This window comes from Arthrobacter sp. RT-1, assembly GCF_003367205.1.
Taxonomy (GTDB): Bacteria; Actinomycetota; Actinomycetes; order Actinomycetales; family Micrococcaceae; genus Arthrobacter.
In genome coordinates this window covers 143,795-170,740 of the sequence record NZ_QRGQ01000024.1, presented here as the reverse complement: position 1 = coordinate 170,740, position 26,946 = coordinate 143,795, and the positions used below count along the sequence as shown (strand labels likewise).

General features: G+C 66.6%; 22 protein-coding genes. 7 read left to right on the top strand and 15 right to left on the bottom strand.

Translation table 11 applies throughout. The annotated features are described in order from the left end of the window. Positions 1-5 precede the first annotated feature (5 nt). From era to DXK94_RS16430, 4 genes are read right to left on the bottom strand one after another with little or no spacing between them, the layout of a single operon-like run. Positions 6-965, bottom strand: a complete 960-nt coding sequence (gene era / locus DXK94_RS16445) for a GTPase Era (protein ID WP_079596173.1) — start codon at positions 963-965, stop codon at positions 6-8. Further along, a complete protein-coding gene (locus DXK94_RS16440) occupies positions 949-2,280 on the bottom strand; it encodes a hemolysin family protein (RefSeq protein WP_079596174.1) in 1,332 nt (443 codons plus the stop codon). Before DXK94_RS16440 ends, era begins: the two co-directional genes overlap by 17 nt. Further along, the gene (ybeY, locus tag DXK94_RS16435; protein ID WP_079596175.1) at positions 2,277-2,750 is read right to left on the bottom strand and encodes an rRNA maturation RNase YbeY; all 474 of its coding nucleotides are present in this window, start codon (positions 2,748-2,750) and stop codon (positions 2,277-2,279) included. Before ybeY ends, DXK94_RS16440 begins: the two co-directional genes overlap by 4 nt. Further along, entirely contained in the window at positions 2,747-3,835 is a 1,089-nt protein-coding gene (locus tag DXK94_RS16430; protein WP_115525770.1) for a PhoH family protein, read from the bottom strand. The genes ybeY and DXK94_RS16430 overlap by 4 nt, the downstream gene beginning before the upstream one ends. 396 nt (positions 3,836-4,231) lie before the next feature. Here DXK94_RS16430 and DXK94_RS16425 point away from each other — a divergent pair, with 396 nt between their 5' ends. Next, the gene (locus DXK94_RS16425) at positions 4,232-5,146 is read left to right on the top strand and encodes a GerMN domain-containing protein (protein ID WP_115525847.1); all 915 of its coding nucleotides are present in this window, start codon (positions 4,232-4,234) and stop codon (positions 5,144-5,146) included. On the opposite strand, the gene DXK94_RS16420 is transcribed toward DXK94_RS16425, so the two are convergent. From DXK94_RS16420 to hrcA, 3 genes are all read right to left on the bottom strand, one after another. Next, complete coding sequence (locus DXK94_RS16420; protein ID WP_115525769.1) at positions 5,133-5,912, bottom strand: 16S rRNA (uracil(1498)-N(3))-methyltransferase; 780 nt, start codon at positions 5,910-5,912, stop codon at positions 5,133-5,135. The genes DXK94_RS16425 and DXK94_RS16420 overlap by 14 nt on opposite strands. Before the next feature lie 2 nt (positions 5,913-5,914). Next, the gene (dnaJ, locus tag DXK94_RS16415; RefSeq protein ID WP_079596178.1) at positions 5,915-7,042 is read right to left on the bottom strand and encodes a molecular chaperone DnaJ; all 1,128 of its coding nucleotides are present in this window, start codon (positions 7,040-7,042) and stop codon (positions 5,915-5,917) included. Positions 7,043-7,126: 84 nt separating this feature from the next. Further along, complete coding sequence (gene hrcA, locus DXK94_RS16410; protein WP_115525768.1) at positions 7,127-8,140, bottom strand: heat-inducible transcriptional repressor HrcA; 1,014 nt, start codon at positions 8,138-8,140, stop codon at positions 7,127-7,129. A 177-nt stretch (positions 8,141-8,317) separates the two neighbouring features. Between hrcA and DXK94_RS16405 the strand changes: the two genes are divergently transcribed. Both DXK94_RS16405 and DXK94_RS16400 read left to right on the top strand, forming a co-directional pair. Further along, positions 8,318-9,169, top strand: a complete 852-nt coding sequence (locus DXK94_RS16405) for a DUF3097 family protein (RefSeq protein WP_115525767.1) — start codon at positions 8,318-8,320, stop codon at positions 9,167-9,169. 118 nt (positions 9,170-9,287) lie between these two features. Further along, on the top strand, positions 9,288-9,707 hold the full coding sequence (locus tag DXK94_RS16400) for a DUF4870 domain-containing protein (protein WP_079596181.1): 420 nt from the start codon (positions 9,288-9,290) through the stop codon (positions 9,705-9,707). A gap of 77 nt (positions 9,708-9,784) precedes the next feature. On the opposite strand, the gene hemW is transcribed toward DXK94_RS16400, so the two are convergent. Both hemW and lepA read right to left on the bottom strand, forming a co-directional pair. Then, positions 9,785-11,014 (bottom strand): radical SAM family heme chaperone HemW, encoded by a 1,230-nt coding sequence (gene hemW, locus DXK94_RS16395; RefSeq protein WP_079596182.1) that lies wholly within the window; start codon positions 11,012-11,014, stop codon positions 9,785-9,787. 36 nt (positions 11,015-11,050) lie between these two features. Continuing rightward, on the bottom strand, positions 11,051-12,904 hold the full coding sequence (gene lepA / locus DXK94_RS16390; protein ID WP_079596183.1) for a translation elongation factor 4: 1,854 nt from the start codon (positions 12,902-12,904) through the stop codon (positions 11,051-11,053). Between the two features lie 173 nt (positions 12,905-13,077). Here lepA and DXK94_RS16385 point away from each other — a divergent pair, with 173 nt between their 5' ends. After that, positions 13,078-13,674: a type II toxin-antitoxin system PemK/MazF family toxin gene (locus tag DXK94_RS16385; RefSeq protein WP_115525766.1), complete on the top strand. Its 597-nt coding sequence runs from the start codon at positions 13,078-13,080 to the stop codon at positions 13,672-13,674. Between the two features lie 168 nt (positions 13,675-13,842). Continuing rightward, a complete protein-coding gene (gene rpsT / locus DXK94_RS16380; RefSeq protein ID WP_056739236.1) occupies positions 13,843-14,103 on the top strand; it encodes a 30S ribosomal protein S20 in 261 nt (86 codons plus the stop codon). 142 nt (positions 14,104-14,245) lie between these two features. Here rpsT and holA read toward each other — a convergent pair whose 3' ends face one another. The 5 genes from holA to leuS all read right to left on the bottom strand — a co-directional run bounded on the left by holA (position 14,246) and on the right by leuS (position 21,812). Further along, on the bottom strand, positions 14,246-15,262 hold the full coding sequence (gene holA / locus DXK94_RS16375; RefSeq protein WP_115525845.1) for a DNA polymerase III subunit delta: 1,017 nt from the start codon (positions 15,260-15,262) through the stop codon (positions 14,246-14,248). Continuing rightward, on the bottom strand, positions 15,196-17,238 hold the full coding sequence (locus tag DXK94_RS16370) for a ComEC/Rec2 family competence protein (RefSeq protein ID WP_258868579.1): 2,043 nt from the start codon (positions 17,236-17,238) through the stop codon (positions 15,196-15,198). The genes holA and DXK94_RS16370 overlap by 67 nt, the downstream gene beginning before the upstream one ends. A gap of 13 nt (positions 17,239-17,251) precedes the next feature. After that, the gene (locus DXK94_RS16365; protein ID WP_115525765.1) at positions 17,252-18,190 is read right to left on the bottom strand and encodes a helix-hairpin-helix domain-containing protein; all 939 of its coding nucleotides are present in this window, start codon (positions 18,188-18,190) and stop codon (positions 17,252-17,254) included. A 48-nt stretch (positions 18,191-18,238) separates the two neighbouring features. Then, positions 18,239-19,216 carry a DegV family protein gene (locus DXK94_RS16360; RefSeq protein WP_115525764.1) on the bottom strand — a complete coding sequence of 326 codons (978 nt, stop codon included), beginning with the start codon at positions 19,214-19,216 and terminating at the stop codon, positions 18,239-18,241. A 67-nt stretch (positions 19,217-19,283) separates the two neighbouring features. After that, on the bottom strand, positions 19,284-21,812 hold the full coding sequence (leuS, locus tag DXK94_RS16355) for a leucine--tRNA ligase (RefSeq protein ID WP_115525763.1): 2,529 nt from the start codon (positions 21,810-21,812) through the stop codon (positions 19,284-19,286). Positions 21,813-22,109: 297 nt separating this feature from the next. Here leuS and DXK94_RS16350 point away from each other — a divergent pair, with 297 nt between their 5' ends. Beyond that, positions 22,110-24,392: a PEP/pyruvate-binding domain-containing protein gene (locus DXK94_RS16350; RefSeq protein WP_181884856.1), complete on the top strand. Its 2,283-nt coding sequence runs from the start codon at positions 22,110-22,112 to the stop codon at positions 24,390-24,392. Positions 24,393-24,409: 17 nt separating this feature from the next. Here the strand turns inward: DXK94_RS16350 and glpK are convergent, their stop codons facing one another. Beyond that, a complete protein-coding gene (gene glpK / locus DXK94_RS16345) occupies positions 24,410-25,924 on the bottom strand; it encodes a glycerol kinase GlpK (protein WP_115525761.1) in 1,515 nt (504 codons plus the stop codon). Between the two features lie 146 nt (positions 25,925-26,070). On the opposite strand from glpK, the gene DXK94_RS16340 reads away from it, so the two are divergent. Then, a complete protein-coding gene (locus tag DXK94_RS16340) occupies positions 26,071-26,940 on the top strand; it encodes an aldo/keto reductase (RefSeq protein WP_115525760.1) in 870 nt (289 codons plus the stop codon). Positions 26,941-26,946: the final 6 nt, after the last annotated feature.

The following is a 26,946-nucleotide window of genomic DNA, read 5'->3' as shown; positions in this document are numbered from 1 at the left end:
CCAGGTCAGAAACCCAGCTTGACCAGCTGCTTCGGGTCGCGCTGCCAGTCCTTGGCCACCTTGACGTGGAGGTCCAGGTAGATGCGTGTACCCAGCAGGGCTTCAATCCCCTTGCGCGCGTTGGTTCCCACCTCGCGAAGCCGGCTGCCGCCCTTGCCGATGATGATGGCCTTCTGCGACGGGCGTTCCACGTACAGGTTCACGCGCACGTCCAGGAGCGGGTTGTCCTCCGGCCGGTCCGGGCGGGGAACGATCTCTTCGACCACCACTGCGAGGGAGTGCGGCAGTTCGTCGCGGACGCCTTCGAGTGCCGCTTCGCGGATCAGCTCGGCAACCATGACGGCCTCGGGCTCGTCCGTCAGTTCGCCGTCGGGATACAGCGGAGGCGACGGCGGCATGTGGCTGATCAGGACATCCGCCACGGTTTCCACCTGGAAGCCATCCGTCGCGGACACGGGCACGATGTCCTTCCAGCCGTCCTCCCCCATCACTTCACGGCCAAGCGCCGCGACTGCCAGGAGCTGTTCGGTCAGGGCCTGGCGGTCCACCAGGTCCGCCTTGGTGACGATGGCGATGACAGGCTTGCGTCCCACCGCGGCCAGCTGGGCGGCGATGAATTTATCCCCCGGACCGATCTTTTCGTTGGCCGGCAGGCAGAAGCCGATGGCGTCCACCTCGGCGAGGGTGTCCGCCACGAGGTCGTTCAGGCGCTTACCCAAAAGGGTGCGCGGGCGGTGCAGCCCCGGAGTGTCCACCAGGATCAGCTGGGCGTCCTCCCGGTGCACGATGCCACGGATGGTGTGGCGGGTGGTCTGCGGCTTGGCGGACGTAATGGCCACCTTTTTCCCCACCAAGGCGTTGGTCAAGGTGGACTTTCCGGCGTTGGGACGCCCCACCAGGACTGAAAAGCCTGCGCGGAAGCCGCCGAAGTCTTCCTCTGCTGCTGCTTTATTTTTCTTGCTCACGTGGAACTCCCTGCTGGGTTGTTTCCGCCTCTTCGAGGAGGTCTTCAAGGTCAGTGTCTACTCTTGGCACCGCTGCCGCAATTATGTGGCTGACGCGGTTCCGCCGGCCTTCCAACCGGTCCGCCCGGAGCGAGACTCCGTGGACTTCCACGTGGCTTCCAACGATCGGAACCCTGCCGAGCGCCTTGGCGAGCAGGCCGCCCACGGTGTCCACTTCGTCGTCGTCGAGCTCCATGTCGAAGAGCTCGCCCAGGTCGTCGATGCTCATGCGCGCGCTGACCCGATAGGAGCCATCGCCCAGCTCCACGGCTTCCGCGCTTTCGGTGTCGTACTCGTCAACAATTTCGCCCACGATCTCTTCGATCAGGTCCTCGAGGGTGACAAGACCGGCCGTGCCGCCGTATTCGTCGATGACGATGGCAACGTGCGTGGATTCCTTCTGCAGTTCACGCAGCAGGTCGCTCACCGGCTTGGATTCCGGCACATACCGGACCTCCCGGGCCAGTGACTCCACCAGCGGCGGTTCCTCGTCCGGGGCCAGCTCATGCAGGACGGCGGCAACGTCCTTAAGGTAAATGATGCCGAGGATATGGTCGGTGTCCTCGGCGATCACAGGGATCCTGGAATAGCCGGAGCGCAGGAACAGCGTCATGGCCTGGCGGAGGCTGGAGCCCGCTTCGATGCTGAGGATGTCCGTCCTGGGCACCATGACCGCGCGCACCAACGTGTCGCCGAAGTCGAACACGGACTGGATCATCTCAGCCTCGGTGTCCTCGATCATGTCGGATTCGCTGGCCCGCTCCACAAGCTCACGGAATTCCTGCTCGCTGAAAAACGCTTCGTCGCCGCCCGGCGCGCCGGGCGCTGCCGCGCTTCCCAAGGCCACGAGCCAGCCGGGGATGGGCCCCAGGACCCAGGTGAGGAAGCGGATCAAGGGGGCCGTGAAACGGACCACGGCAGCAGAATGCAGCCTGCCCAGCTGCCGGGGTGAGACACCCACGATCACGAATCCCAGCAGGGCCATGATGCCGGTTGCTGCCAGGCCGGCAAGCCAGATGTTGTCCAGCAGGCTGTAAAGCAGGACGGCCACAGCCACCGCGGAAGCCATCTCGAACCAGATGCGCCAGAACCGGAGGGCCCGGATATGCGCCACGGGCTGGGCGAGGATCCGGCGCATGGCGATATTGCGGCTCTTGAGGAGTGCCTCCTCGGCGTCGTGGCGCGGGAGGAAATTGAAGGCGGCCTCGGCCGCGGTCAACACCGCCGCGATACCCAGGAAGACCAGTGCCATCGCGACAAGGAGCAAAGGCGTCACTGGGTGGTCTCGGCGGGTGCTTCTTTGCCGGTGAAGCCGGACAGGAGCTCCCGCTGGAGCCCGAACATCTCGGCCTTCTCCTCGGGTTCTGCATGGTCGTAGCCCAACAGGTGCAGAATGCCGTGTGTTGTCAGCAGCAGCATTTCATCCTGGAGCTGATGGCCCGCGTTCCGGGCCTGGACCACGGCCACCTGGGGGCAAATGGCAATGTCGCCAAGCATTCCCTGCGGAGTGGGCCGGTCCGGCGTCCCGGGTGTGAGCTCGTCCATGGGTACGGACAGGACATCGGTGGATCCCGGCTCATCCATCAGTTCGATGTGCAGCTTCTCCATCGCGGGCTCGTCCACGAGGAGGATCGACAGTTCTGCCTGGGGATGGATATAGAGCTGTTCGAAGATGTACCGGGACAGCGCAACGAGTTCCGCTTCGTCAACCTGGACGCCGGACTCGTTGTTCACCTCGATGCTCAAGCGTGTTCCCCCCGTTTTTCCTTGGTTGCTGAATGTTTGACGCGGCGGCGCTGGGCATCGTCCCAGATGCTGTAGGCATTGACGATGTCGCCCACCAGGCGGTGCCGGACGACGTCGGCCGCGTCCAGGACCGAAAAGTTCACGCCTTCGATGCCGGTCAGGATTTCCTCCACGATCCGCAGTCCGGACCGGGTGCCGAAGGGCAGGTCAACCTGCGTGACGTCACCGGTGACCACCATCTTCGAGCCGAAGCCGAGCCGCGTCAGGAACATCTTCATCTGCTCGGGCGTGGTGTTCTGCGCCTCGTCGAGAATGATGAAGGCGTCGTTGAGCGTGCGGCCGCGCATGTAGGCAAGGGGTGCCACCTCGATGGTGCCGGCTGCCATGAGCCGCGGAATGGATTCGGGATCCATCATGTCGTGCAGTGCGTCATAGAGCGGACGGAGGTACGGATCGATTTTGTCGCTCAGGGTTCCGGGGAGGAAACCCAGGCGTTCCCCGGCTTCAACCGCCGGACGGGTCAGGATGATCCGGCTGACCTCTTTTTGCTGCAGCGCCTGGACCGCTTTGGCCATGGCAAGGTACGTCTTGCCGGTTCCGGCCGGTCCGATACCAAAGATCACGGTGTTGTCGTCAATGGCGTCAACGTAGTTCTTCTGGTTCAGGGTTTTCGGGCGGATGGTGCGGCCGCGGCTGGAGAGGATGTCATGGGTCAGCACGTCCACGGGGTTCTGCAGGGACTGGGTGCGCAAGAGGGCCACCAGCTGCTGGAGCACCGTGGGACTGATCACCGTGCCGCGGGCAACGAGGCCGCGGACTTCATGGAGGAGCCGCATGATCCGCGGTACGTCACTGGTGGGACCGCTGATGGAGAGTTCGTTGCCGCGGACGTGGAAATTAACGTCCGGGAACTGTTCCTCGATGTACCGCAACGCCTCATCATGGCTGCCGAGTGACTGAACCATCTGATCGGAGTTGTCAAAAAGGACTACCTCGGTCCGGATGCCGGGAAGGGAATGGGGGAACTCCCCGGGCGTGCCCTCTCCGGTGGTGAGCCGGCGCTTTCCGTTAGCTGATTCAGTCATGGTGCTGGCCCGTAGGCCTGTGGTCCCCTCGAGGTCGGTTCAGTTGTTGGGCTGTTGCGCGGAGGCCGTTGCCCGGTCCTCCCGTCCAGCGATCCTTCCATCTTACGCCAGAGCGTCCCACGGCCGGATATAGGGAGGCTGCCCTGCAGGCACGAAAGGGCCCGCCGCGGCGGTGGTTGCGTCATAAGGTATCAACTTCATATCGGCCTCATATCGTTCCCGTTGCAGTTGGCCGCCAGTGCCGCTCCGCGGCTCTTGCGCCCCGCGCGTTGTGCCATGCTGGAAATCCAGCTGCAGCTGGAACACCAGGCCGCCCGGGGATCGGCCCTCCATGCAAGGAAAGGACAGGCAACAAAAGTGCCGGAAACCGCTGCGCCCAAGGGCGCCGCCCGCGCCATGGGCCGCGCGCGCGCACTTGTGCTTGCCGGTGTCCTTGTTGCCGTCCCCGCCTTAACGGGCTGCATTGCCGAAGCGGGACCGTCGCCCACCGCCACGCCGCTCACAGGTCCGGCCGCCTCGGGCACCGCACAGCCTCCGTCCACCAGCGCGCCGCTGGAAACCACCCAGTCCTCCAACAAGGCGCCGGTGTACTGGATCGGCCGCAGCGACAGCGGGGTTTTCCTTTACCGGGAATTCCGGGATGTCCCGGACCAGGAAAATCCGGTCACCCGGGCACTGCGGGCCATGATGTCCGACAAACCCCTCGACCCTGATTTTTTTACCCCCTGGCAGAACCCGAGCCAGCTCGCCACGTCGATTTCGGGCAAGGACGTCATCACTGTTGATGTGTCCGAGGATGCATTCAACAGCAATCTCGACGCCGACATGGCTGCCCGGGCCATCCAGCAGCTGGTGTATACGGCGACGGCGGCGGCTGCCAGCTCAGGACTGATCGACTCGGGCCAGCAGATCCGGGTGCGGATCCTGGTGGACGGACATACGGACTACGTGGCCTTTGACCACATCCAGCTGGGAGCCCTGATGACGCGGACCGCAGGCCTTGTTGCGCCCGTCTGGATTATTGACCCGCAGGAAAACGTGGAAGTGGGCGGCGGCAGCGTCAAGATCACCGGGCGCAGCACAACGGCAGGCGGCAAGCTCCGCTGGCAGATCCTCCAGTCCAGGGACAACGGCGCCAAGGAGCCGTTCCTCACGGGCGAGACCACCGCGTCTGCTGAACAGGGACAGGCCGGGGTGTTCACCCTGGCGCTCAACCTGCCGCCAGGTGACTACGAGCTGCGGGTCTCCCAGGCGGGTACTGGCGACCAGCCGGACCAGTACGAGGACAACCGGGCCTTTAAGGTGCGGTAGCCTTCCAGCGGCCCAGGATGTCGCTGGCAAGGACGACGGCGGCAGGCCCGGCCGTTGATGAGCGCAGGACGTGGTGGCCCAGGAGTGCTGTCACGGCGCCCTTGTCGCAGAGTTTCGTGACTTCCCGGGGGCTGATGCCGCCTTCCGGTCCCACGATCAGGAGCACTTCCCGGGGCGCCGCTCCCCCCGCTCCATCCCATGCTTCGAGGACGTTTCGCAGTGGCCGCACGGCGTCCTCATGAAGGATGACAGCCAGGCCGGCGGCTTCGACGGCCGCGGACAGGGCGGCTGTGTCGACGGCGGGCCGGACCTCGGGAACCCAGGCCCGGCGTGCCTGCTTGGCCGCCGCAGTCACAACGGACTGCCATTTGGCATGGGCCTTGGCGGCCCGGTCACCTTTCCAGCGCACGATGGAACGCTCGGACTGCCACGGAATGACGGCGTCGATTCCGAGCTCTGTCGCCGTTTCGATGGCCAGCTCGTCCCGGTCGCCCTTCGCAAGCGCCTGGACCAGGACCAGCCGGACATCGGGGCGGTCTTCGACAGCCACCGACGTGCACTCGACCTCCAGAGCCGAGGAAGAAGCCGCGGTGACGCGTCCGCTCATCCGTGTGCCGGCACCGTCCACGATGTCCACAGCTTCACCGGGTGACAGCCGTTTAACCGCAACAGCGTGCCTGGCTTCGGGTCCTTCCAGGATGAAGCGTGTTGCGGGCGCGACGCCGTCCAGGGACCCGGCGGGAGTGAAGAAGACGGGGTTGCTCACCGCTACAGGTTACCGAGGCGGTCCCGGAGTTTGGCGAACATGCCGCCGCTGGCAGCGAGTTTGCCCTCGGTAATCTGCTCGCCGCGCATCTTGGCGAGCTGCCGCAGCAGGTCCTCCTGGGCGGCATCCAGCTTTGCGGGGGTCTCAACCTGCAGGTGCACCTTCAGGTCGCCGCGGCCATAGCCGCGCAGGTGGGTAACGCCGAGGCCGCGGAGGGTGATGATCTCACCGGACTGCGTTCCGGGCTTGACGTCGATTTCCTGGGTCCCGTCGAAGGTCTCAAGGCTTACCTCTGTACCCAGCGCTGCGGCCGTCATGGGGATGTTCAGCGTGGCGTGGAGGTCGTCTCCGTCGCGGACGTAGGTGGCGTCATTGTTGACGCGGATCTCCACGTAAAGGTCACCGGAGGGTCCGCCGGCGGGCCCGGCCTCGCCCTGGCCGGAGAGCTGGATCCGGGTGCCGGTGGCCACGCCGGCGGGAACCTTGATGGTCAGGGACCGGCGGCTCCGGATCCGTCCCTGGCCGCTGCATTCGTTGCAGGGGTCCTTGATGACGGTGCCGAAGCCTTCGCAGCTGCCGCAGGGCGCAGCCGTCATGACCTGGCCCAGGATGGAGCGAACGGCCCGCTGGACCTGGCCGCTGCCTCCGCAGATGTCACACCGTTCGGGGTGGGTGCCGGGCCGGCAGCATGATCCCTCGCAGGTGGGGCAGGTGACAGCGGTGTCCACTTCGAGTTTCTTGTTGACGCCGAACACCGCATCGCGGAGGTCGATCCGGACACTGATGAGGGCGTCCTGGCCGCGGCGGACACGGGAGGCAGGCCCGGTGGAGCCGCCGGCGCCAAAGAACGTGTCAAAGATGTCCTGGAACGCGAAGCCCTGGCCGGCGTAGCTGCCGCCGCCGAATCCGTTGTCGGTACCGTTTTCGTTGCCGGTGGTGTCATAGACGCGCCGCTTTTGGGGGTCGGAAAGGACCTCGTACGCGTGGGTTACTGCCTTGAAGCGGTCTGCGGCGTCCTCACCCGGGTTAACGTCCGGGTGCAGGGTCCGGGCCAGCTTGCGGTAGGCCTTCTTGATTTCTTCGCCGGTGGCCTCCGGTGAGACTCCAAGGACGTCATAGTGGCTGCTCAAAGTTCGTATCTCTTCCTTGTTGTACTGCCTGCATGCGGGGTGCCCTGCCCGTGGTTCCGGCTGCCTAAGCGCCGGGACCGCCGGTCAGGGTCCCAGGATCCGGGAAAGGTAACGGGCAACAGCCCTGACGGCGGCCATGGTGGTGGGATAGTCCATGCGCGTCGGCCCCAGCACGCCAATCTTGGCCGTGCTGTCCGGGCCGTATCCCGTGGCCACGACGGACGCCTCGGAAAGGCCGTCGTAGGGGTTCTCGCGGCCGATGCTGACGGCCACGCCGCGGTGGTCCTGCGCCATCTCGCTCAAGAGCCGCAGCATGACCACCTGCTCCTCAAGGGCTTCCAGGACGGGGCCGATGCTGAGCGGGAAATCGACGTTGGACCGCGCAAGGTTCGCCGTTCCCGCCATCACCATCCGGTCCTCACGGCTGCTGTGCGCCAGCACCTCCAGCCCGTGGGCCAGCGCCTGCGCGGCCGGCCTCTGGCTGGGACTGACCGCCGACACCACGGCCGGAAGTGACTGGGCCAGCTGGCCCAGCGGCGTTCCTGAAAGGGAACCCAGGAACCGGGTCCGCAAGGCGGCCAGGGCGTCGTCCCCCAGGTCCTGCCCGACGTCGATGACCCGCTGTTCCACCTTGCCGCTGTTCGCAATGAGCACCACCAGCACCTTGCGGGGAGCAAGCAGGACGAATTCGATGTGCCGGATCAGGGCACGGCTCAGGTGCGGATACTGGACAACCGCCACCTGGTTGGTCAGCTGCGACAGCAGGCGGACCGTCCGGTCCAGGACGTCGTCAAGGTCGTCAGAGCCCTCCAGCAACGACTGGATGGCCCGGCGCTCGGCCTGCGACAGGGGTTTGACGGCCGAAATCTGGTCGACGAACAGACGGTAGCCCTTGTCCGTGGGAATCCGGCCCGCGCTGGTGTGCGGGGCGGTGATCAGGCCCTCGTCCTCCAGCGCCGCCATATCGTTGCGGATTGTCGCACTGGAGACGCCAAGATGATGCCTCTCGACCAGGGCCTTGGATCCCACCGGCTCGCGGGAGTGGACGTAGTCCTCCACGATGGCCCGCAGTACTTCCAGCTTGCGTGGCTCGCTCACACTCCACCTCCATCCAGGGTCAGGGCGGCCGTGCCGCCCGCACCGTGCCACCACCAGGGTTAGCACTCGACATGCCTAAGTGCTAACAGTCTATTATGCCCCGGGCCGTTGTTAGCATTGGTACCGCTCCGGGCGAAATTCCGGTGGCACTGATCTAGCGCTAGGCGGAGTCGATCCATGGATTACCAGAACTGGGGCCCCCGGGACATGTCCGCGCCCGTCCGGACCCAATTGCCCGAAGTGCCCGTTGAGCGCGGCATGGTGCTGGAGGACGTCCAGTCCGGTTGGGTCGGCGCCGTCACCCGGGTGGAAAAGTCCGGCGGAATGCACGTGGTGGTCCTCGAGGACCGCCGCGGGAAGTCACGGACCTTCCGGCTGGGCTTCGGTTTCCTCCTCGAAGGCCGCGCAATCCGCCTGATGCCCCCGGCACCCCGTCCGGCGACGGCCGCCCCCGCCGCCGGAAGGACTGCCTCCGGCTCGGTGCGGATTGCCGGCCAGCGCGCACAGGTAGCCAAGGCCAGCCGCATCTGGGTGGAGGGAAAGCACGACGCCGAACTGGTGGAAAAAGTGTGGGGAGACGACCTCCGGGTGGAGGGCATCGTCGTCGAACCCCTGCACGGCATTGACGACCTGGCCGGCGCGGTGGCCGACTTCCGGCCCGGACCGGGACGGCGCCTGGGCGTGCTCGTGGACCACCTGGTGCCGGACTCCAAGGAGTCGCGCATTGCCGATGCCGTCATGGCGTCTCCCGGCGCGGCCGGGAACGTGCTCATCGTGGGCCATCCCTACGTGGACGTGTGGCAGGCCATCCGGCCCGCTGTCCTCGGCATCGAGAAGTGGCCCGTTGTGCCGCGCGGGCAGGACTGGAAGACCGGGATCCTGGCCGCTTTCGGCTGGCCCCACGACACGAAGGAAGACATCGGGCTTGGATGGCAGAAGCTGTTGGGGGCCGTCCGCAGCTATGCAGACCTGGAAGCATCCCTGCTGGGGCGGGTTGAGGAAGTGATCGACTTCCTCACTGTTCCCTGATTGGGCAGCCAACACCCGGATAGCCAGTATTCTTGGTACTGCGGTGCCTGTGAAAAAGGGGCAGGCCCGCACCCAACCACCGGCATTCGCACCATTTGCACTCTCGAAGGAACAGACTGTGTCAGAAAACGCACGTGATCACAGGGACAGCCAGGGCGGCGCGGGCCGCTCGGAATACCACGGCGTCCCGGCGAATGCGCTGCCCCTGACGGCGGGCGAGGACCGGCAGTGGGCCACGCTGGCGCACTTTGGCGGGATCCTCGGCTGCGTTCCTGCCCTGCTGATCTTCCTCATTTTCAGGGACCGTGGACCGTTCACCGCCCAGGAGTCCAAGGAAGCCCTCAACTTCAGCCTCCCGCCCACCATCGCGGCCGTGGTGGCCAATATCCTGGTGTTCATCCCCGTGATCGGCAACATTTTTGCCGTGATCGCGACCCTCATCTGGATCGCCCTGACCTGCTTCTCCGTGGCCGCCGGCATCCACGTCAACCGCGGCCAGCCGCACCGCTACCCGTACAACCTTCGCTGGATCAAGTAACCGCACCACGGGGGTCACTCCCTGCCCGATAACCACGCGTTTTTGGGCAGGACGTGACCCCGTGTTGGTTTAGCGGATTACTCGGGAAGGATGCGGCGGACCACCGCGTCAGCCAGCAGGCGTCCCTTGAGGGTGAGGACCAGCTTCCCCCGGAATGCCGCGGCCGGGTCCACCAGGCCGTCGGCAATCAGCCCGGCAATCTCATGGCGACCCACGGCGCTCAGGGCGGCCACCTCAAGCCCGGCCTGAAGGCGGGCTTCCAGCATGACGCGCTCGATGTTCCGGGTTTCCAGGTCCAGGGTCTCCCTGCCTGCGGCCGGGGACAGGCCCTGCGCCAGGCGGCCGGCGTAGGCAGTGGGGTGCTTGACGTTCCACCAGCGGACACCGCCCATGTGGGAGTGCGCGCCGGGGCCGATCCCCCACCAGTCGTCCCCGCGCCAGTAGGCGAGGTTGTGGCGGCAGGCATGGTCCGGGGTACGGGCCCAGTTGCTGACTTCGTACCAGCCCAGCCCGGCTTTGGTGATCAGCTCATCGGCGAGCTCGTACTTGTCCGCATGGTCGTCGTCGTCGATTCCGGGTACCTCCCCACGGCGGATCTGGGCAGCCAGCTTGGTGCCGTCCTCGATGATCAGCGCGTAGGCGCTGATGTGGTCCGGACCGTAGGACAATGCCGTTTCCAGCGTGTGGCGCCAGTCGGCCAGGGACTCCCCCGGCGTTCCATAGATCAGGTCCAGGCTGACGGCGAGACCCGCCTCGCGCGCCCACTGCACAACCTCCGGTACCCGGCTGGGCGTGTGCGTCCGGTCCAGGACCTTGAGCACATGCGGAACAGCCGACTGCATGCCGAACGAGATCCGGGTGAACCCGGCCTCCTTCAAAATGGCGAGGGATTCGGGCGTGACGGAGTCGGGATTGGCCTCCGTAGTGACTTCGGCGCCGTCCTCGATCCCCCACTGGTCGATGGCCGTCCGAAGAATCAGGGCAAGGTCGTCCGCGGGAAGCAGCGTGGGGGTGCCGCCGCCGAAGAAGACGGTGCTGAGCTTCCGGTCGGGGATTCCGGATCCGGCCAGCACCTTGGCCGCCAGCGCCACCTCGGACGCCGCGGTTTGGGCGTAGGCATCCTGCGACGCACCGCCGCCCAGTTCGGTGGCGGTGTAGGTATTGAAGTCGCAGTAACCACAACGGACGGCGCAGAACGGAATGTGTACATACAACCCAAACGCCCGGTCCGCCGCACCTTCTGCCGCCTGGGCAGGCAGCAGTCCGTCCGACGGCGCCGGGTCGCCGAGGGGAAGAACGCTAGGCATCGTTGCGGCCCTGGTTATGTCCGGCCACCATCATCACTACTTCTTGGCCTTGTCCTTGGATTCGTCGGTGGTGAGTGCGGCGATGAAGGCCTCCTGCGGGACCTCAACGCGGCCCACCATCTTCATGCGCTTCTTGCCTTCCTTTTGCTTCTCCAGCAGTTTGCGCTTACGGGAGATGTCACCGCCGTAGCACTTGGCCAGGACGTCCTTGCGGATGGCGCGGATGCTCTCGCGGGCAATGATCCGGGAGCCAATGGCTGCCTGGATGGGCACCTCGAACTGCTGGCGGGGAATGAGTTCGCGCAGCTTGGTGGTCATCATGACCCCGTAGGAGTAGGCCTTGTCGCGGTGGGTGATGGCGGAGAACGCATCCACCTGCTCACCCTGGAGCATGATGTCCACCTTCACCAGGTCCGCCACCTGGTCGCCGTCGGCCTTCCAGTCCAGGGAGCCGTAACCGCGGGTCTTGCTCTTGAGGATGTCAAAGAAGTCGAACACGATCTCGGCGAGCGGCAGGCGGTAGCGGATTTCCACCCGGTCCTCGGACAGGTAGTCCATGCCGCCCATCACGCCGCGGCGGCTCTGGCACAGCTCCATGATGGCGCCGACAAACTCATTGGGGGCCAGGATGGTTGCGGAGACCATGGGCTCGCGGACCTCAGAGATTTTGCCGGAGGGGTATTCGCTGGGGTTGGTCACGTGGACCACCTTCTTGTCCTCCAGCGTCACCTCGTATTCCACGTTCGGGGCGGTGGAGATGAGGTCAAGGTTGTATTCGCGCTCCAGCCGCTCCCGGGTGATTTCCAGGTGGAGCAGGCCGAGGAAGCCCACGCGGAAACCGAAGCCCAGGGCAGCGGACGTTTCAGGTTCGTACACGAGGGCGGCGTCGTTGAGCATCAGCTTCTCCAGCGCATCGCGGAGCACCGGATAGTCCGTGCCGTCCAGCGGGTACAGGCCGGAGAAGACCATCGGCTTGGCATCGGCGTAGCCGGGCAGGGAATCAGCCGCCGGTTTGGCGAGGTTCGTGACGGTGTCGCCCACCTTGGACAGGCGGACATCCTTCACCCCGGTGATGAGGTAGCCCACTTCGCCGACGCCCAGTCCCTTGGAAGGTGTGGGCTCCGGTGAGCTGACGCCGATCTCAAGGAGTTCGTGCGTGGCCCGCGTGGACATCATCTGGATGCGTTCGCGGGGGTGGAGCATGCCGTCCACCACGCGGACATACGTCACCACGCCGCGGTAGGTGTCATAGACGGAGTCGAAGATCATGGCACGGGCGGGGGCGTCCGCGTCGCCTTCGGGGGCCGGCAGGTCGCGGACAATCTTGTCCAGCAGGGCTTCAACGCCCATGCCGGTCTTTCCCGAGACGCGAAGGACGTCCTCCGGATCTCCGCCAATCAGGCTGGCAAGTTCGGCCGCGTACTTCTCGGGCTGGGCTGCCGGGAGGTCAATCTTGTTCAGGACCGGAATGATCGTGAGGTTGTTTTCCATCGCCAGGTACAGGTTGGCGAGGGTCTGGGCCTCAATACCCTGGGCTGCGTCCACCAGGAGGATCGCTCCTTCGCAGGCGGCGAGCGAGCGGGAAACCTCGTAGGTGAAGTCCACGTGGCCGGGGGTGTCGATCATGTTCAGCGCGTAACTGGTGCCGTCGAGTTCCCAGGGCATGCGGACTGCCTGGGACTTGATGGTGATGCCGCGCTCGCGTTCGATGTCCATCCGGTCCAGGTACTGGGCCTTCATGTCGCGGGACTGAACGACGCCGGTGAACTGCAGCATGCGGTCTGCCAGGGTGGACTTACCGTGGTCAATGTGCGCGATGATGCAGAAGTTCCGAATGAGGGCCGGATCTGTCGCGGCGGGCACCGGGGCGGTGCGGGCCATGGGAGACACGCAGGGTCCTTACTGTTGGCATTCACGCGGCACCGCCGGGGCACTGCACAGGGCCCCTGCGGTTAAGCCGCACATCTGGAACATCCAGTGTCCCACGTCCGGACCTGTGGCACTGCATTCCATGCCGGATCTGCCGTCATTCCCCGGCGCACCGCCGGCTATAGGGTGGCGGGATGGCTATCAACCTCCTCCGTTCCCTGGGAAAAGCCGTCGGAAGCGGCCTCCGGCTGCTGCGGAAGGTAGGACGGGCAACACCACCCGCCGGCCCCCGCCCCGCACCGAACCGCGCTACCCGGGGTTCCATGTCCAAGAAGTCTGGTTCCCGGAATGCAGCTTCCGCCGGTGCCGTTGCCGCGGGCCGGCCCGGGGACGCCTACCCCGGTGATTTCCTGGGGCGGTCAAAGGTTTCGTATGCGCCGCAGCCCGATGGTGCCCCGGATCCGGGCGAGGTTGTCTGGGCGTGGGTTCCGTACGAAGAGGACCACACCCGCGGGAAGGACCGACCGGTCCTCCTGGTGGGGCGCAGCGGGCCCTACCTGCTGGGGCTGATGCTCACCAGCCGGGACCGCGTTCCGGCCGCGTCGGCCTCCATCGACTATGTGGACCTGGGCAAGGGAGGCTGGGACCGGCAGGGCCGGCCGAGTGAAGCCAGGCTTGACCGCATCCTGCAGATCAGGCCGGACAGCATCCGGCGGGAAGGCGCGGTCCTGGACCGGACGCGCTTCGACAGCGTGGCAGCCGGGCTGCGGCGGCGACACGGCTGGTCTTAACGGCAAAATGGCCAGTCCGGCGCCTGACCTGCTATTCTTTATAGCTGTGTGTCCGTGCAGGTCGACGGCCACTGATGGTTGGCCGCCATAGGTATCCCCACGCCGCTCAGTCAATGGCCAATCTGAAAGCCCTCTAGACCATTTCCGCATTAAAAAGAGAGTTCACACGTGGCGAATATCAAGTCCCAGAAGAAGCGCATCCTCACCAACGAGAAGGCACGCCTGCGCAACAACGCAGTCAAGTCCGAGCTGAAGACGGCCATCCGCGCCGTCAACACCGCCGTTGAGTCCACGGACAAGGATGCAGCTGCTGCTGCCCTGGTTACTGCCAGCCGCAAGCTGGACAAGGCTGTCAGCAAGGGTGTTCTGCACAAGAACAACGCAGCGAACCGCAAGTCGGCGATCTCCAAGAAGGTCAACGCACTCTAAGGTTTCCAGTTCGTCTGAACTGATGGTTGTGGCCGGTACCCTCGGGTACCGGCCACACATCTTTAAGCACCAATAGGCAGCACCGTGAAGCGGGCGCGGGAACCGGGTCAGCGGCCCCCGCATGCACGGGCGCGGGGACGCGTTACCTGCCCTGGACGGACATCGCTATCACCGTCACGGCATGCTCTACCGCATACACCGGGTCGCGGGACAATCCCTTGACCTGGGCATCGGCTTCGGCAGTTGCCTGGATGGAACGGACCAGCCCCTCCGGTGTCCAGCGGCGGACGTCGCGTTGGGCCTGTTCCACCAGCCAGGGCTGCATTCCCAGTTCGGATGCGATCTGGGCTGAGGAACCGGAGGCTCCCGCCACCCGGGCGACGGTGCGCAGTTTGGCGGCGAGGGCTGCCACGAGCGGAACGGGGTCGGCTCCGGTAGCGAGTGCGTGGCGGAGCGTGGACAGCGCCAAGGGGCCGTTGCCTGCCATCGCGGCATCTGCCACCTTGAATGCGGTGGCCTCGATCCGCCCGCCGTAGTAGCGGTCCACCACTTCCGACGTCACTGTGGTGCCGGCGTCTGCCACCAGTTGGCTGCATGCGGCAGCGAGCTCGGAAAGATTGGCTCCGACTGCGTTGACAAGGGCAAGGACGGCTTCCTGTTCGATGCGGCGCCCTGCGGTCTTGAATTCGGCGGAAACGAACGCCATCTTGTCGGCGTCCTTTTTCAGGGGCTGGCAGTCAACCACGGGCCAGCCGGCCTTCTTGATGGCGTCCAGAAGCTTTTTGCCGCGCGTTCCCCCGGCGTGCCGAAGGACCAGCACGGCGTCCGGTTCCGTATGGTCCAGGTACCGAAGGGCGTCAGCGAGGAAGGCGTCATTCATGGCTTCGACACCTTCAACCTCGATCAGTTTGCTTTCACCGAACAGTGAGGGGCTGACCTGCATCAGCAGCGTCCCGGCCTCGTAGCCTGCCGCATTGATGCGGCTCACTTCCACGTCCGGAGCCGCTGCCCGGACCTGCGCTCGGATGGTGTCCATGGCCCTGATGCCCAGATATTCCTCAGGCCCGCTGACCAGGACGACGGCGGCAGGGGTTACGTCACGCCAGGTGGCGGCATTCGACGCCGGGGAACGGGTTGCTCGCTTTTGCGCAGCGGCCATCGGGGGTTCCTTCCGGAAAGTTTTGTGGAGAATCCCAGCCTGCCACGTCCCGGCCCGCGGTCAAAGCCGCAGCGGGCGCGGACGGCAGCGATGTGCCGCTCCAGCAGTGCAAGGAGCACCACCGTGTGCCGGTGCGAAGCGAGAACCAGGTCCATGGCCTGCCCGGGCCGTGCCAGCGCCCACACGGCAGCCACTGTCAGAACCGAAAAAAGCACCATGGACAGCAGCCCGGGCACGCCCTCGGGCCAGGCCAGGGCCGAGCCGGGAAGCCGGGCGGCGATCCGGGCCGTGCCGGCAACCCCGGCGCTGAACGTCCCCGCCACCGCGATCAGCACGGTGGCCAGCCAGGGTGCCAGGACAATGAGGGGAACGGCTGCTGTCCCCAGCAGCGTCACGGGCGCCACCAGCGGCGAAGCGACCACGTTGGCCAGGAGCGAATACGTGGAGAATTGGGGCTGCAGCAGCACAATCACCGGCCCGCACAGGAGCTGGGCCGACAACGGGACCGCCACGGCTGCAGCTGCCCAGCGGGGAACTGCAGCCGGCGTCCACTCGATGATGCGCCGGCCCAGGACGATAATTCCGAGCGTCGCGAGAACCGACAGCAGGAAGCCGAAGCTGCCGCCAAGCCCGGGGTCCAGGAGGAGTAATCCCATAACGGCCAGGCAGAGGAAGCTCAGTCCCCGGCCGGAGCGGCCTCCCGCCAACGCAGCCACCCCCACAGCCCCCATCAGGGCTGCCCGCAGGACACTCGCGTCCGGGCCCACCAGCACCACGAACAGCCCCAATACCGTGAGGGCAACCGCCGCCGCAGGAATGCGCGGCAGGCGGAACCGCCTGCAGGCGAGCAGGACGGCACCGAGGACCAGGCTGCAGTTGGCCCCGCTGACTGCCGTCAGGTGCGTCATGCCCACCGCTTTCATCGAATTTTCCAGTCCCTCATCCAGGGCGCTGGTATCCCCTGTGACCATTCCCGGGAGCAGGCCTGCCGCATCGGGCGACAGAAAGGCCGAGGCCGCAACAAAGCGTGTCCGCAAATCCTTGGCCGCGCCCTCCAGCCCCTTCCCGCCGGTAGGCATGCCCGGTGCGGATGACGCGGTAAGGGTGCCTGCCTCCTGCCGCCCGGGGTCCGGAGGCCGAAGCTTTCCGGTGGCGCGGACGGATTGCCCGGGGACCAGCGTTGCCCACGTGTCGCCGCCCATCACCATCAACTGCGCGCGGGTCCGGAGCAACATCCCGCCCGTGGTCACCTCCCGGGTCCAGACCGGAACCGACCAGCGCGCCGGCGGCCCTGCCTGCCGGGGCGCGTCCAGGGCACGCGGCGCCCCGGCCACCTCGACGACGGCCACAACGGACTTCCCCGAGGCTACGGCTGCGGCCAAGGGACCCTCGAACCGCTGGCTTGATGCTGTGGAGGAGTGTGCTGCGGCGGCAGCGGCCAGCACGCAGGCCACAGCAGTGGTGGCGAGGAAGCTTCGCCTGGCAGGTGTGCGGCCGGCGAGCCGTGAAAGCCGAACCAGCAGAAGTGCCGCCAGGGCAAGCAACCCGATACACAGCACAGCCAGGACAGACGGCGTCAGCCACAGGCCCGCGATGGATGCACCCCAGACCATGGCGGCCGGCAATGCGAGGCGCACGTCGGTGCGGCGCCGCGGGGCCTCACTGCCGGCGTCGTTCCCCTGTCCCGCTCCCTTGGTGCCGGCCCGCTCCCGGGCGAATTCAGAAAGCCTTCCGCCGTATTCACGGAAATCCCGGCGATGTGGCCCTGCGGGGCGGGGCGCCGGCTGTCCCTGAGGGCGCTTACCCGGGCGGCCGGTCAGGGCATCCCGGGCAGGCAAGGGGGCCCGGTCCCCTCCCGCATCCACTTCGACGGAGGGAGCATCAGCCGCCCCGCCCCGGACGGCTGACTCCACGTAGCGGCTCCAGGGGCTGGGCCTCCGCTGCCCTCCGCCGCTGCGCATCCGGCTGCCGTTCATGGCCTGTCCCGCTTCATACGGTCACCAGGGGCAGCAACGCCTCAAGCATCTTGGGCCCCACGCCGTCAACGGCATCCAGTTCCTCGATGCTCTTGAACGCTCCGTGTTCCTTGCGCCAGTCCACGATCCGCTGGGCCAGCACCGGGCCCACCTTGGGCAGGGCATCAAGTTCGGCGGCCTCAGCCGTGTTGATATTGATTTTCGAGCCCGCCGGTGCGCCCGCAGCCCCACCTGCGCCGGCACCGGGATCAGGGGTTCCTGCACTCTCCGGTCCCGCCGGAGCTGCTTCCCCGTGCCGTGGGACGTGGATCTTCTGGGCGTCCTCGACAACAAGGGCAAGGTTGAGGCGGTTCAGGTCGGCATCCGGGGTTCCGCCCCCGGCGGCCGCGATGGCCTCGTGGACACGGCTTCCGGCGGGCAGGTGGACCACGCCCGGGCTGGCCACGGCACCGGCGACATGGACCACCACCGTGCCGGGGGACGGATCACGGGCCGAGGGGTCCCCTCCCCCAGGCTCCACGCCACCGCCAGGCTGCGCGTCGGCCTCCGGCTCCCCGGCACCTTCTATCGCTGCGTCCCCGCCTGTCGCTTCGGTGCCGCCCGGACTGATTCCGCTCAGGGGCAGGGTTTCCGGCCGCCCGGATGCGGTCTGCCACCAGAACAGCGCCCCCGCAGCTACGGCAAGGATTCCCAGGAGGATGGCGACGCGCATGCCCACCCGCCACCGCAGCGCGGGCCCCACCTTCGGGGAGCCAAGGGATTCCGGGCCTTCACCGTTCCCGTGCCCCTCGAGGCCGTCCGAGTCCCCCTGCTCCGGGCCCAGGTATTCAAACGCCTGCTCCCCGCTCCCTTCCAGCAGGAGGCCCCCGGGGCCGGGCCCAAGGGTGGCCTGCAGCCTGTCCCTGGCATGGCGCGCCTGATGACCTGCTGCTCCAGCATCCCGGCGTGACATGCCTTCACGCTAGGGACACCGGTCCCCCGGCAACAGGACCGGCGGCGGCTATGTGGACAGTTGCGCCGCCTCGGCCCCGTCAGGTTCCTGGCCCACGATGACGGCCAGAACCCCCAGCCCCGCATGCGCGGCCAGCACGGCCGGCAGGGAACTGATCTGAGCTGGCGGGCAGTGGGGCAGTGCCGCTGACAGCCGGACGGCCAGGCTTTCGGCTTCCTCCGGGTTTCCGAAGTGGTGGACGGCCAGCCGCACCGCCCCATTCCGTGCTTCCGCCTCGGCAGCAACGATTTCCTCCAGGCGCGCCACTGCCTTGGCCGCTGAACGCACTTTTTCCAGCGGCACGATTTTGCCGTCATCGACGGCCAGGATCGGCTTGATGGCGAGCATGGTTCCCACCAGGGAGGCCGCGGCGCCGATCCGTCCGCCGCGGCGGAGCTGCTCAAGGCTGGGCACGTAAAAATACACGGTGGTGCGGGCAGCCTGGCTTGCTGCGGCAGCAGCGGTCCCGGCTGCGTCCGCGCCTGTTGCCGCGGCGGCCACTCCGGCCTGTACCGCCATACCCAGGGCCATGCCGACGGTGCGTGAGTCAACCACTTCCACGGGAATGTCCACCCGCGCAGCAGCGAGCCGCGCGGCGTCAGCCGTGCCCGAAAGTTCCCCGGAGATGTGGATGGACACGACGGCCTCGTATCCCAGCCGCCGGGCGGCACGGTAGGCATTTTCGAACTGGCCCGGGGAAGGCCTCGACGTCTTCACCGCCTTTCCTGCGGCCAGGGCCAGCGCGATGGTCTCGAGGATGTCGTCTTCGCCCTCGCCGTAAATTTCCGCGCCCACCATCACGGGCATCGGAATGACCGTCAGCAGTCCCTCTGCTCCGAGCCCGTTTACCCACTCCGCCGGCAGGGCAGCAGCGGAGTCGGTCACCACCGCGGTGCGTACGACGGCGGCTCCCGGCCTGGGTGGGGGGCGGAGGCCCGCCAGGCGCGCACGGAACCAGGTCCAGGCGGCGGTGTTTCTCTCGGGCAAGTGGCCTCCTGGTGTCGGTGACCGGCCACCGGAATTGTTCCGGTGGCCGGAGCCGGCTTGCTGGATGCTAGGCCGGGACGATGTTCACCAGTTTAGGTGCGCGGACAATAACGGTGCGGATGCCGCGGCCGTCGAGGGCGCGCTGGACGTTTTCGCTGGCCAGGGCCTGTTCACGAAGTGCGTCCTCGCTGATGTCCGGGGAGACTTCGAGCCTGTCGCGGACCTTGCCCTGGACCTGGACGACGGCGGTGACGGTCGCCTGGACCAGCAGCGCCTCATCGTGGGCAGGCCAGCCGGCGTTCGCGACGGAAGCTGGGTGGCCCAGGACGTTCCACATGTCCTCGGCCGTGTACGGCGCGAAGAGGCTGAGGATGACGGCAACGGCCTCGGCGGCCTCGCGGACAGCAGGATCGGCCCCGCCTGCGCCGGCGTCGATGGTCTTGCGGGTCGCGTTGACCAGCTCCATCAGCTTGGCCACCACCACGTTGAACTTGTTGTTGTCCAGCAGCGCTGCGGCATCGGCGATGGTCCGGTGCGTGACGGAGCGCAGCGCCCGGTCACCGGCCGCGGGGTCAATACCGGGCTGGCTGGTGACGTCCTGCGCAAGCCGCCAGGCCCGGGCCAGGAACTTGGCGGAACCCGACGGCGACACGTCCGCCCAGTCGACGTCGTCCTCCGGCGGGGAGGCGAAGATCATGGTCAGGCGGACGGCGTCCACGCCGTACTTGTCGAGCTGCTCGCCGAGGTCAACACCGTTGCCCAGGGACTTGCTCATGGCCTTGCCGCCGTTGAGCACCTGGCCCTGGTTCAGCAGGGCGCTGAACGGCTCGTCGGCGTCGATCATGCCGAGGTCGTGGATGACCTTGGTGAAGAAGCGCGCGTACAGCAGGTGCAGGATGGCGTGCTCCACGCCGCCCACGTACTGTCCCACCGGCATCCAGTCGTTGATCTTCTCCGGATCGAAGGGACCCTCCGTGTACTGCGGCGACACAAAACGCAGGAAGTACCAGGACGAGTCCACGAACGTGTCCATGGTGTCGGTGTCCCGCTTGGCAGGTCCGTGGCAGTTGGGGCATTCAACGTTGACCCAGGCCTCGGCGGCAGCCAGCGGGGATGTCCCCTTCGGCGACAGGTCCTCGCCGCGGAGGTCAGCCGGGAGCGTGACGGGCAGCTGCTCGTCCGGAACTGCCACCTCGCCGCAGGCGGGGCAGTGGATGATCGGGATGGGTGTGCCCCAGAAGCGCTGGCGGCTCAGCAGCCAGTCGCGCAGGCGGAAGTTGACGAACTTCTCGCCCGTGCCCTGCTTTTCCAGGATGGCGATGGCGGCGGGGATGGCTTCGGACTTGGGCAGGCCGTCCAGATCGCCGGAGTTGATCAGTGTCCCCTCCCCTGCTGTGGCGGTGCCGGATACTGCAGGGTCCTCCTCGCCGGTGTCCAGGACGGCGCGCACGGGAAGGTCGAACTTGCGGGCGAAGTCGAGGTCGCGCTGGTCGTGGGCGGGGACGGCCATGATGGCGCCCGTGCCGTAGTCAGCCAGGACGTAATCGGCGGCCCAGACGGGAAGCTTCTCCCCGTTCAGCGGGTTCACGGCATACCGGCCGGTGAAGACGCCGGTCTTTTCCCGTTCGGTGGACTGGCGCTCGATTTCGGTGAGGGCCTTGACCTTCTCGCGGTATTCGGCCAAGGCAGCGGCGTGCTCCTCCGTGACGAGTTCGACGGCGAGTGGCGCGTCGGCTGCCACCACGAAGAACGTGGCGCCGTACAGCGTGTCCGGGCGGGTGGTGAAGACCGTGACGTCCTTGGCGGGCTTGCCGCCGTCGGCCTCGATCACGAAGTTGACGTGGGCACCTTCGGAGCGGCCGATCCAGTTCTTCTGCATGGCCAGGACCCGCTCGGGCCAGTGGCCCCGCAGCTCTTCCATGTCATCCAGCAGCCGGTCGGCGTAATCGGTGATCTTGAAGTACCACTGGTTCAGCGACTTCTTGGTGACCGTGGTGCCACAGCGCTCGCAGGCTCCGTTGACAACCTGCTCGTTTGCAAGGACAGTCTGGTCCTTCGGGCACCAGTTGACCGGCGAGTCCTTCCGGTACGCCAAACCGCGCTCGTAGAACCGCTTGAAGAGCCACTGCGTCCAGCGGTAGTACTCGGGGTCCGAGGTGTGCAGCCGGCGCGACCAGTCAGCCGAGATGGCGTAGCGCTTGAAGGACGCCGCCTGGGTGTCGATGTTCGCGTAGGTCCACTCGCTCGGGTGGGCGTTGCGCTTGATGGCGGCGTTCTCGGCAGGCAGCCCGAAGGAGTCCCAGCCGATCGGGTGGAGCACGTCGTAGCCCTGCTGGCGCAGGTAGCGTGCCACCACGTCCCCCATGGCGAACGCTTCGGCGTGGCCCATGTGCAGGTCACCCGACGGGTAGGGGAACATGTCCAGTACGTACCGGCGTTCCCGTGATCCGTCGTCGACAGGGGTAAAGACCTTCAGGTCTTCCCACACCTGGGGCCATTTGGCCTCCATGGCCGTGAAGCTGTAGGTGCCCTCCTCGGGCCCATCCGCCGCCACTGTTGCTGCTGTTCCGGTCTCTGTCTCCGGCTGAACGCCCACTGCTGCCCTCTTCTGTTCTGTTACGGCATCTGTGCTGCCATAACGGCCTGATCCTCCTGCTGCCGGACCGGAAATACTCCCGGACACACAAAAGCCCCTCACCATGGAGGGGCTGCCGCTCAGCTGTCCGTGTCCCGGACACCTGGCGGCTAACTAAGCAGAAGGATCGCACGCATGGAACTACTTTAGCGCACCGAAGCATCGCGGTGCCGCCGCATGCGCGGCCCTGTCCGGCGCGGCAGCGCAGGAATACACTGGGGTCCGCGAGGCAACAACTGATCCGGACCGGTGACTCCCGTGAGCGAAGACATCCTGTTTCCCCCTCTGGGCCATCCCGCCGCGCTGGCAAGGGAAACCGTCGGCAGCAAGGCCGCGGCGCTGTCAGGGCTGGCCGCAGCCGGGTTCCCGGTCCCGGCCGGTTTCGTTGTAACCGGCACTGCCCTCGCAGCAGCCAGGGCGCAGGACGCCGGCGCCGGGCTGGATGGCGCACTCCAGGCCGCCGCCCGCAGGGCCGGGTCCGGCCCCTATGCAGTCAGGTCCTCTGCCGCCGCCGAGGACCTGCCCGGGGCGTCGTTCGCGGGCATGTATGAGAGCTACCTCAACGTGTCCGCCCCTGACCTGGCCGCCGCCGTCGAACGCTGTTGTGACGCTGCCACGGCGGACCGCATCCGCGCCTACGAGTCCAGCCTCCAGCAGCATCGCGATGACCTTGGTCCGGCTCAGGCCGGCGGGGGCATGGCCGTCCTGGTGCAGCAGATGGTGGATGCCGCGGCCGCAGGCGTCGCCTTCACTGCCAACCCCCTGACCGGGGACCGCAGCGAAACCGTCATCTCCGCTGTCCCGGGGCTGGGTGAGAGCCTCGTCTCGGGCCTGCAGACAGGAGAGGAATGGATCGTCCGGACGGGACTGCCTGTGCACGCGCGCGGTGAGGACGGACTCCTCTCGGCTGAAACCGCGACGGCGGTGGCCGCCATCGCGGGCAGGATCGGCCGGCATTTCGGCTGCCCACAGGACATTGAATGGGCGGTGGACCGCGACGGCCACGTCCAGATCCTGCAGGCCCGCCCCATGACCGCCCTGCCTGATCCCGTGGTGTGGGAACCGCCAGGCAAAGGTATCTGGGTGCGGAATTTCCGGCTGGGCGAGTGGCTGCCCGAACCTGTGACGCCCTTATTCATGGACTGGCTGATCCCGCGAATTGATGATGCCTTCAACGGAACGTTGGGAGAGACCCTGGGAGTCGCCGCGCCCGTGCGCAGCGGGGTGGTCAACGGCTGGTATTACCTTTCCCCGCCCAGTCCCACGTCCATCCCCCGGATGCTCTTCGGTGGGGCGGCCAGACAGTCCTTGTCGTTCTTCATCAACGCGGTCCTGCGGCCCACGTTCGACCCGGCAGGTGCGGACAGGACGATCCTTCGCGGCCTTGAGGGCACATGGCGCCAAGACTGCCTGCCTGCTTACAAGGCCCTTATCGACTCATCGCGGCCGGCACTGCCTGCTGCAACAATGCCGGAACTGATCTCCATTGTGGATGAGGTGGCCCGGCAGGCTGGGGAATACCTCTGGTTTATTTCGGCCACAGGCGGCGCCGCATGGAAAATGGAAGTTGCCTTGGGCAGGTTTTGGCGCCGGCACCTCGCCGGCGCGCTCGCATCGGCAGCACCCGATTCGGAGAACGCCATGGGCTACCAGGTCCTTCTGGGCGGCCTGTCGCCCCTGCCTGCCGTTGTTCCCCATGCCGTATACAGCCTCGACTGGTACCACCCGACGGCGGGTGAACGCTTCCCCTCCCACGCGGAGCCGGGTGGCACGTCCGGGCCGCTTCCCGCCACGGTGGCAGCTGAGCGGCGAACAATAACTGAGGCGGCGTGCCGCGCGGTACTCAGGGGAACCCCTCGGCTGGAAAAGTTCGAAGTCCTCCTGAGCGTGGCACAGCACTACGCAATCCTCCGCGAAGAGCAGGCCCGGGACTTCACCCTGGGCTGGCCACTGCTTCGCCGCTGCGCCGCGGAGCTGGGCGGCCGTCTCCATGACCGCGGAATAATCGCGGCCCCTGACGACGTCTACTTCGTGACGCTGGATGCCCTGCGTACGGACGCGCCGCCCCAGCAGGACGCCGTGTCCCGGCGCCGGGCTGACTGGCTCCGGCAGCGGAAGCTGGCAGCCCCGCTGACCCTGGGTAAGATGCCGCCGCTACTGGGCAACGCCTTTGACCGCATTGCCAATTCGGCCCGGAGCACCAGGAACCTGCCGGGCGGTGCCATCGTGGGGCATCCGGCCAGTCCCGGCCGGGCCATGGGCCGGGTGCGCGTGGTTGACGGCCCCGGGGAGTTCGCCCGGTTCATGCCGGGCGAAGTCCTGGTAGCGAGGGTCACGGCGCCGGCCTGGACCCCGCTTTTCACCGACGCCGCGGCAGTAGTCACCGACGGCGGCAATCTGGCAGCGCACGCCTCCCTGATTGCACGTGAGTACGGCATCCCCGCAGTGGTGGGCACCGGCAACGCCACCCACGTCCTGAGAACGGGACAGTTAGTAACAGTCGACGGCAACGCCGGCACCATCGAAACCCACGAGGGCTGAAAGAAGCCAGGATTGGGTTACTTCACGTCATCGTCCACCCAATCCATGGACTTGGTGACGGCCTTCCTCCACAGCCGCAGCTGCCTGTCCTGTTCGGCCTGGTCCAGTTGGGGTTCCCAGCGCTTGTCCTCGGACCAGTTGGCCGAGAGTTCGCCGAGGTCCTTCCAGAAGCCGACGGCGAGGCCTGCGGCGTAGGCTGCGCCGAGGGCAGTGGTTTCCACCACCATGGGACGGATGACCGGCACGCCCAGGATGTCCGCCTGGAACTGCATCAGCGCGTCGTTGGTGACCATGCCGCCGTCGACCTTCAGTTCGGTGAGCGGCACGCCGGAGTCCGCGTTGACCGCGTCCAGCACCTCGCGGGTCTGGAATGCGGTGGCTTCCAGTGCGGCACGGGCGATGTGGTTCTTGTTGACGAAGCGGGTAAGGCCCACGATGGCGCCGCGCGCGTCGGAGCGCCAATAGGGGGCGAACAGGCCGGAGAACGCCGGCACGATGTACACACCGCCGTTGTCCTTGACCGATGCGGCCAGGGTTTCCACCTCGGGGGCGCTGCTGATCATTCCCAGGTTGTCCCGCAGCCACTGGATGAGGGAGCCGGTGACGGCGATGGAACCTTCCAGGGCGTAGTGGGGTGCGGCGTCGCCCAGTTTGTAGCCCACCGTGGTGAGGAGGCCGTTCCTGGAATGGACGATCTCTTCGCCCGTGTTGAAGATCAGGAAGCATCCGGTGCCATAGGTGTTCTTGGCCTCGCCGGCCTGGAAGGCTGCCTGGCCGAAGGTGGCCGCCTGCTGGTCGCCCAGGATACCGGCCACCGGAGTTTCCCTGAGCAACTGGGACGTGTGCACGCGGCCGTACACCTCCGAGGAGGATTTGATGTCCGGCATCATGCTCCGCGGGACCCCGAAGATCCCGAGGATTTCGTCGTCCCACTGCAGGGTCTCCAGGTCCATGAACAGCGTGCGGGAGGCATTGGTGGCGTCGGTGACGTGGACTCCGCCGTCCACGCCGCCGGTCAGGTTCCAGAGGACCCAGGCGTCGGTGTTGCCGAACACCAGGTCACCGGCCTCGGCTTTTTCCCGGGCGCCGGCCACGTTGTCCAGGATCCACATGATCTTGGTGCCGGAGAAGTAGGTTGCCAGCGGCAGGCCCACTTTCTGTTTGAAGCGGTCCGCTCCCCCGTCCCTGGCCAGCTCATCCACGATGCCCTGCGTGCGCGTGTCCTGCCACACGATGGCGTTGTACACGGCCTCGCCGGTGGTTTTGTCCCACACCACAGCGGTTTCGCGCTGGTTGGTGATTCCGACGGCGGCAATATCGTGCCGCGTCAGGTTTGCCTTGGCAAGGGCGGAGGCGATGACCTCCCGGGTGTTGTTCCAGATCTCGGCCGGATTGTGCTCGACCCATCCCGCTTGGGGAAAGATCTGTTCGTGTTCCATCTGGCCCGACGAGACGACCGCCCCGTCGTGGTCAAAGATGATCGCGCGGGTGCTGGTGGTGCCCTGGTCGAGGGCGAGTATGTACTGGTTCATGTGACGTCCTTGTCTTGGTGGCGGCTGTTGGCAAGCGCCCGTCCCTGCAATGATCGCACCGGACTCGTGACAAGCCCTGGAAGCCACCGCGCGGAGGCTGGTGCATTTCGAAGGCCACGCCACACTGAATGGGTAGAGTCGATGGTATGAGAACCTCACCCAAGCTCAGCCTGAACAACGGCGTGCTGATCGACCAGCTTGGTTTCGGGCTGTACAAGGTGCCTGCCCGGGACGCGGAAGGGCTGGTCGCCGTCGCACTAGGTGCCGGCTACCGGCGTTTCGACACCGCGGCGATGTACGGCAATGAACTTGGCGTGGCCCGCGGCGTCGGCCCGCAGCTCAGCACGCAACCGGGCAGCGGCGGGTCGGGTGAGTCTTTTCCGGCATTGTCCAGGGAGGACGTGTTCATCACTACCAAGGTGTGGAACGACCACCACGGCTATGACGCCACGCTGCGGGCCTTCGATACGTCCATGGTGAACCTGGGGCTGGACTACGTGGACATGTACCTCATCCATTGGCCCTGCCCGCGGAAGGGGCTCTTTCCGGAGACCTACCGGGCGCTCGAGACGCTCTACCGGGAAGGCAGGGTGCGTGCCATCGGCGTGAGCAATTTCCAGCCTGCCCACCTGGACCGCCTGCTGCAGACGGCCGAAGTGATTCCGGCCGTCAACCAGGTGGAACTGCACCCGTGGCTGCAGCAGGAGGAACTGCGCGGCAAGCACCGCGAGCTGGGCATCATGACCGAAGCGTGGAGCCCCCTGGGCCGCGGCCAGGTCCTGGCTGACCCTGTTGTCCAGGCGTGCGCGGCGGAACACCGCAGGACCCCCGCCCAGATCATCCTCCGCTGGCATATGCAGCTGGGGCACGCCGCCGTGCCCAAAGCCAGCTCCGAGGCGCGCATCCGGGAGAACCTGGACGTGTTCCGCTTCGAACTTTCCGAGAGGGACATGGCTGCACTCGCAGGACTTGAGCGGGGACAGCGCACCGGCTCCCATCCGGACAACGTCAACTAAGGCCAC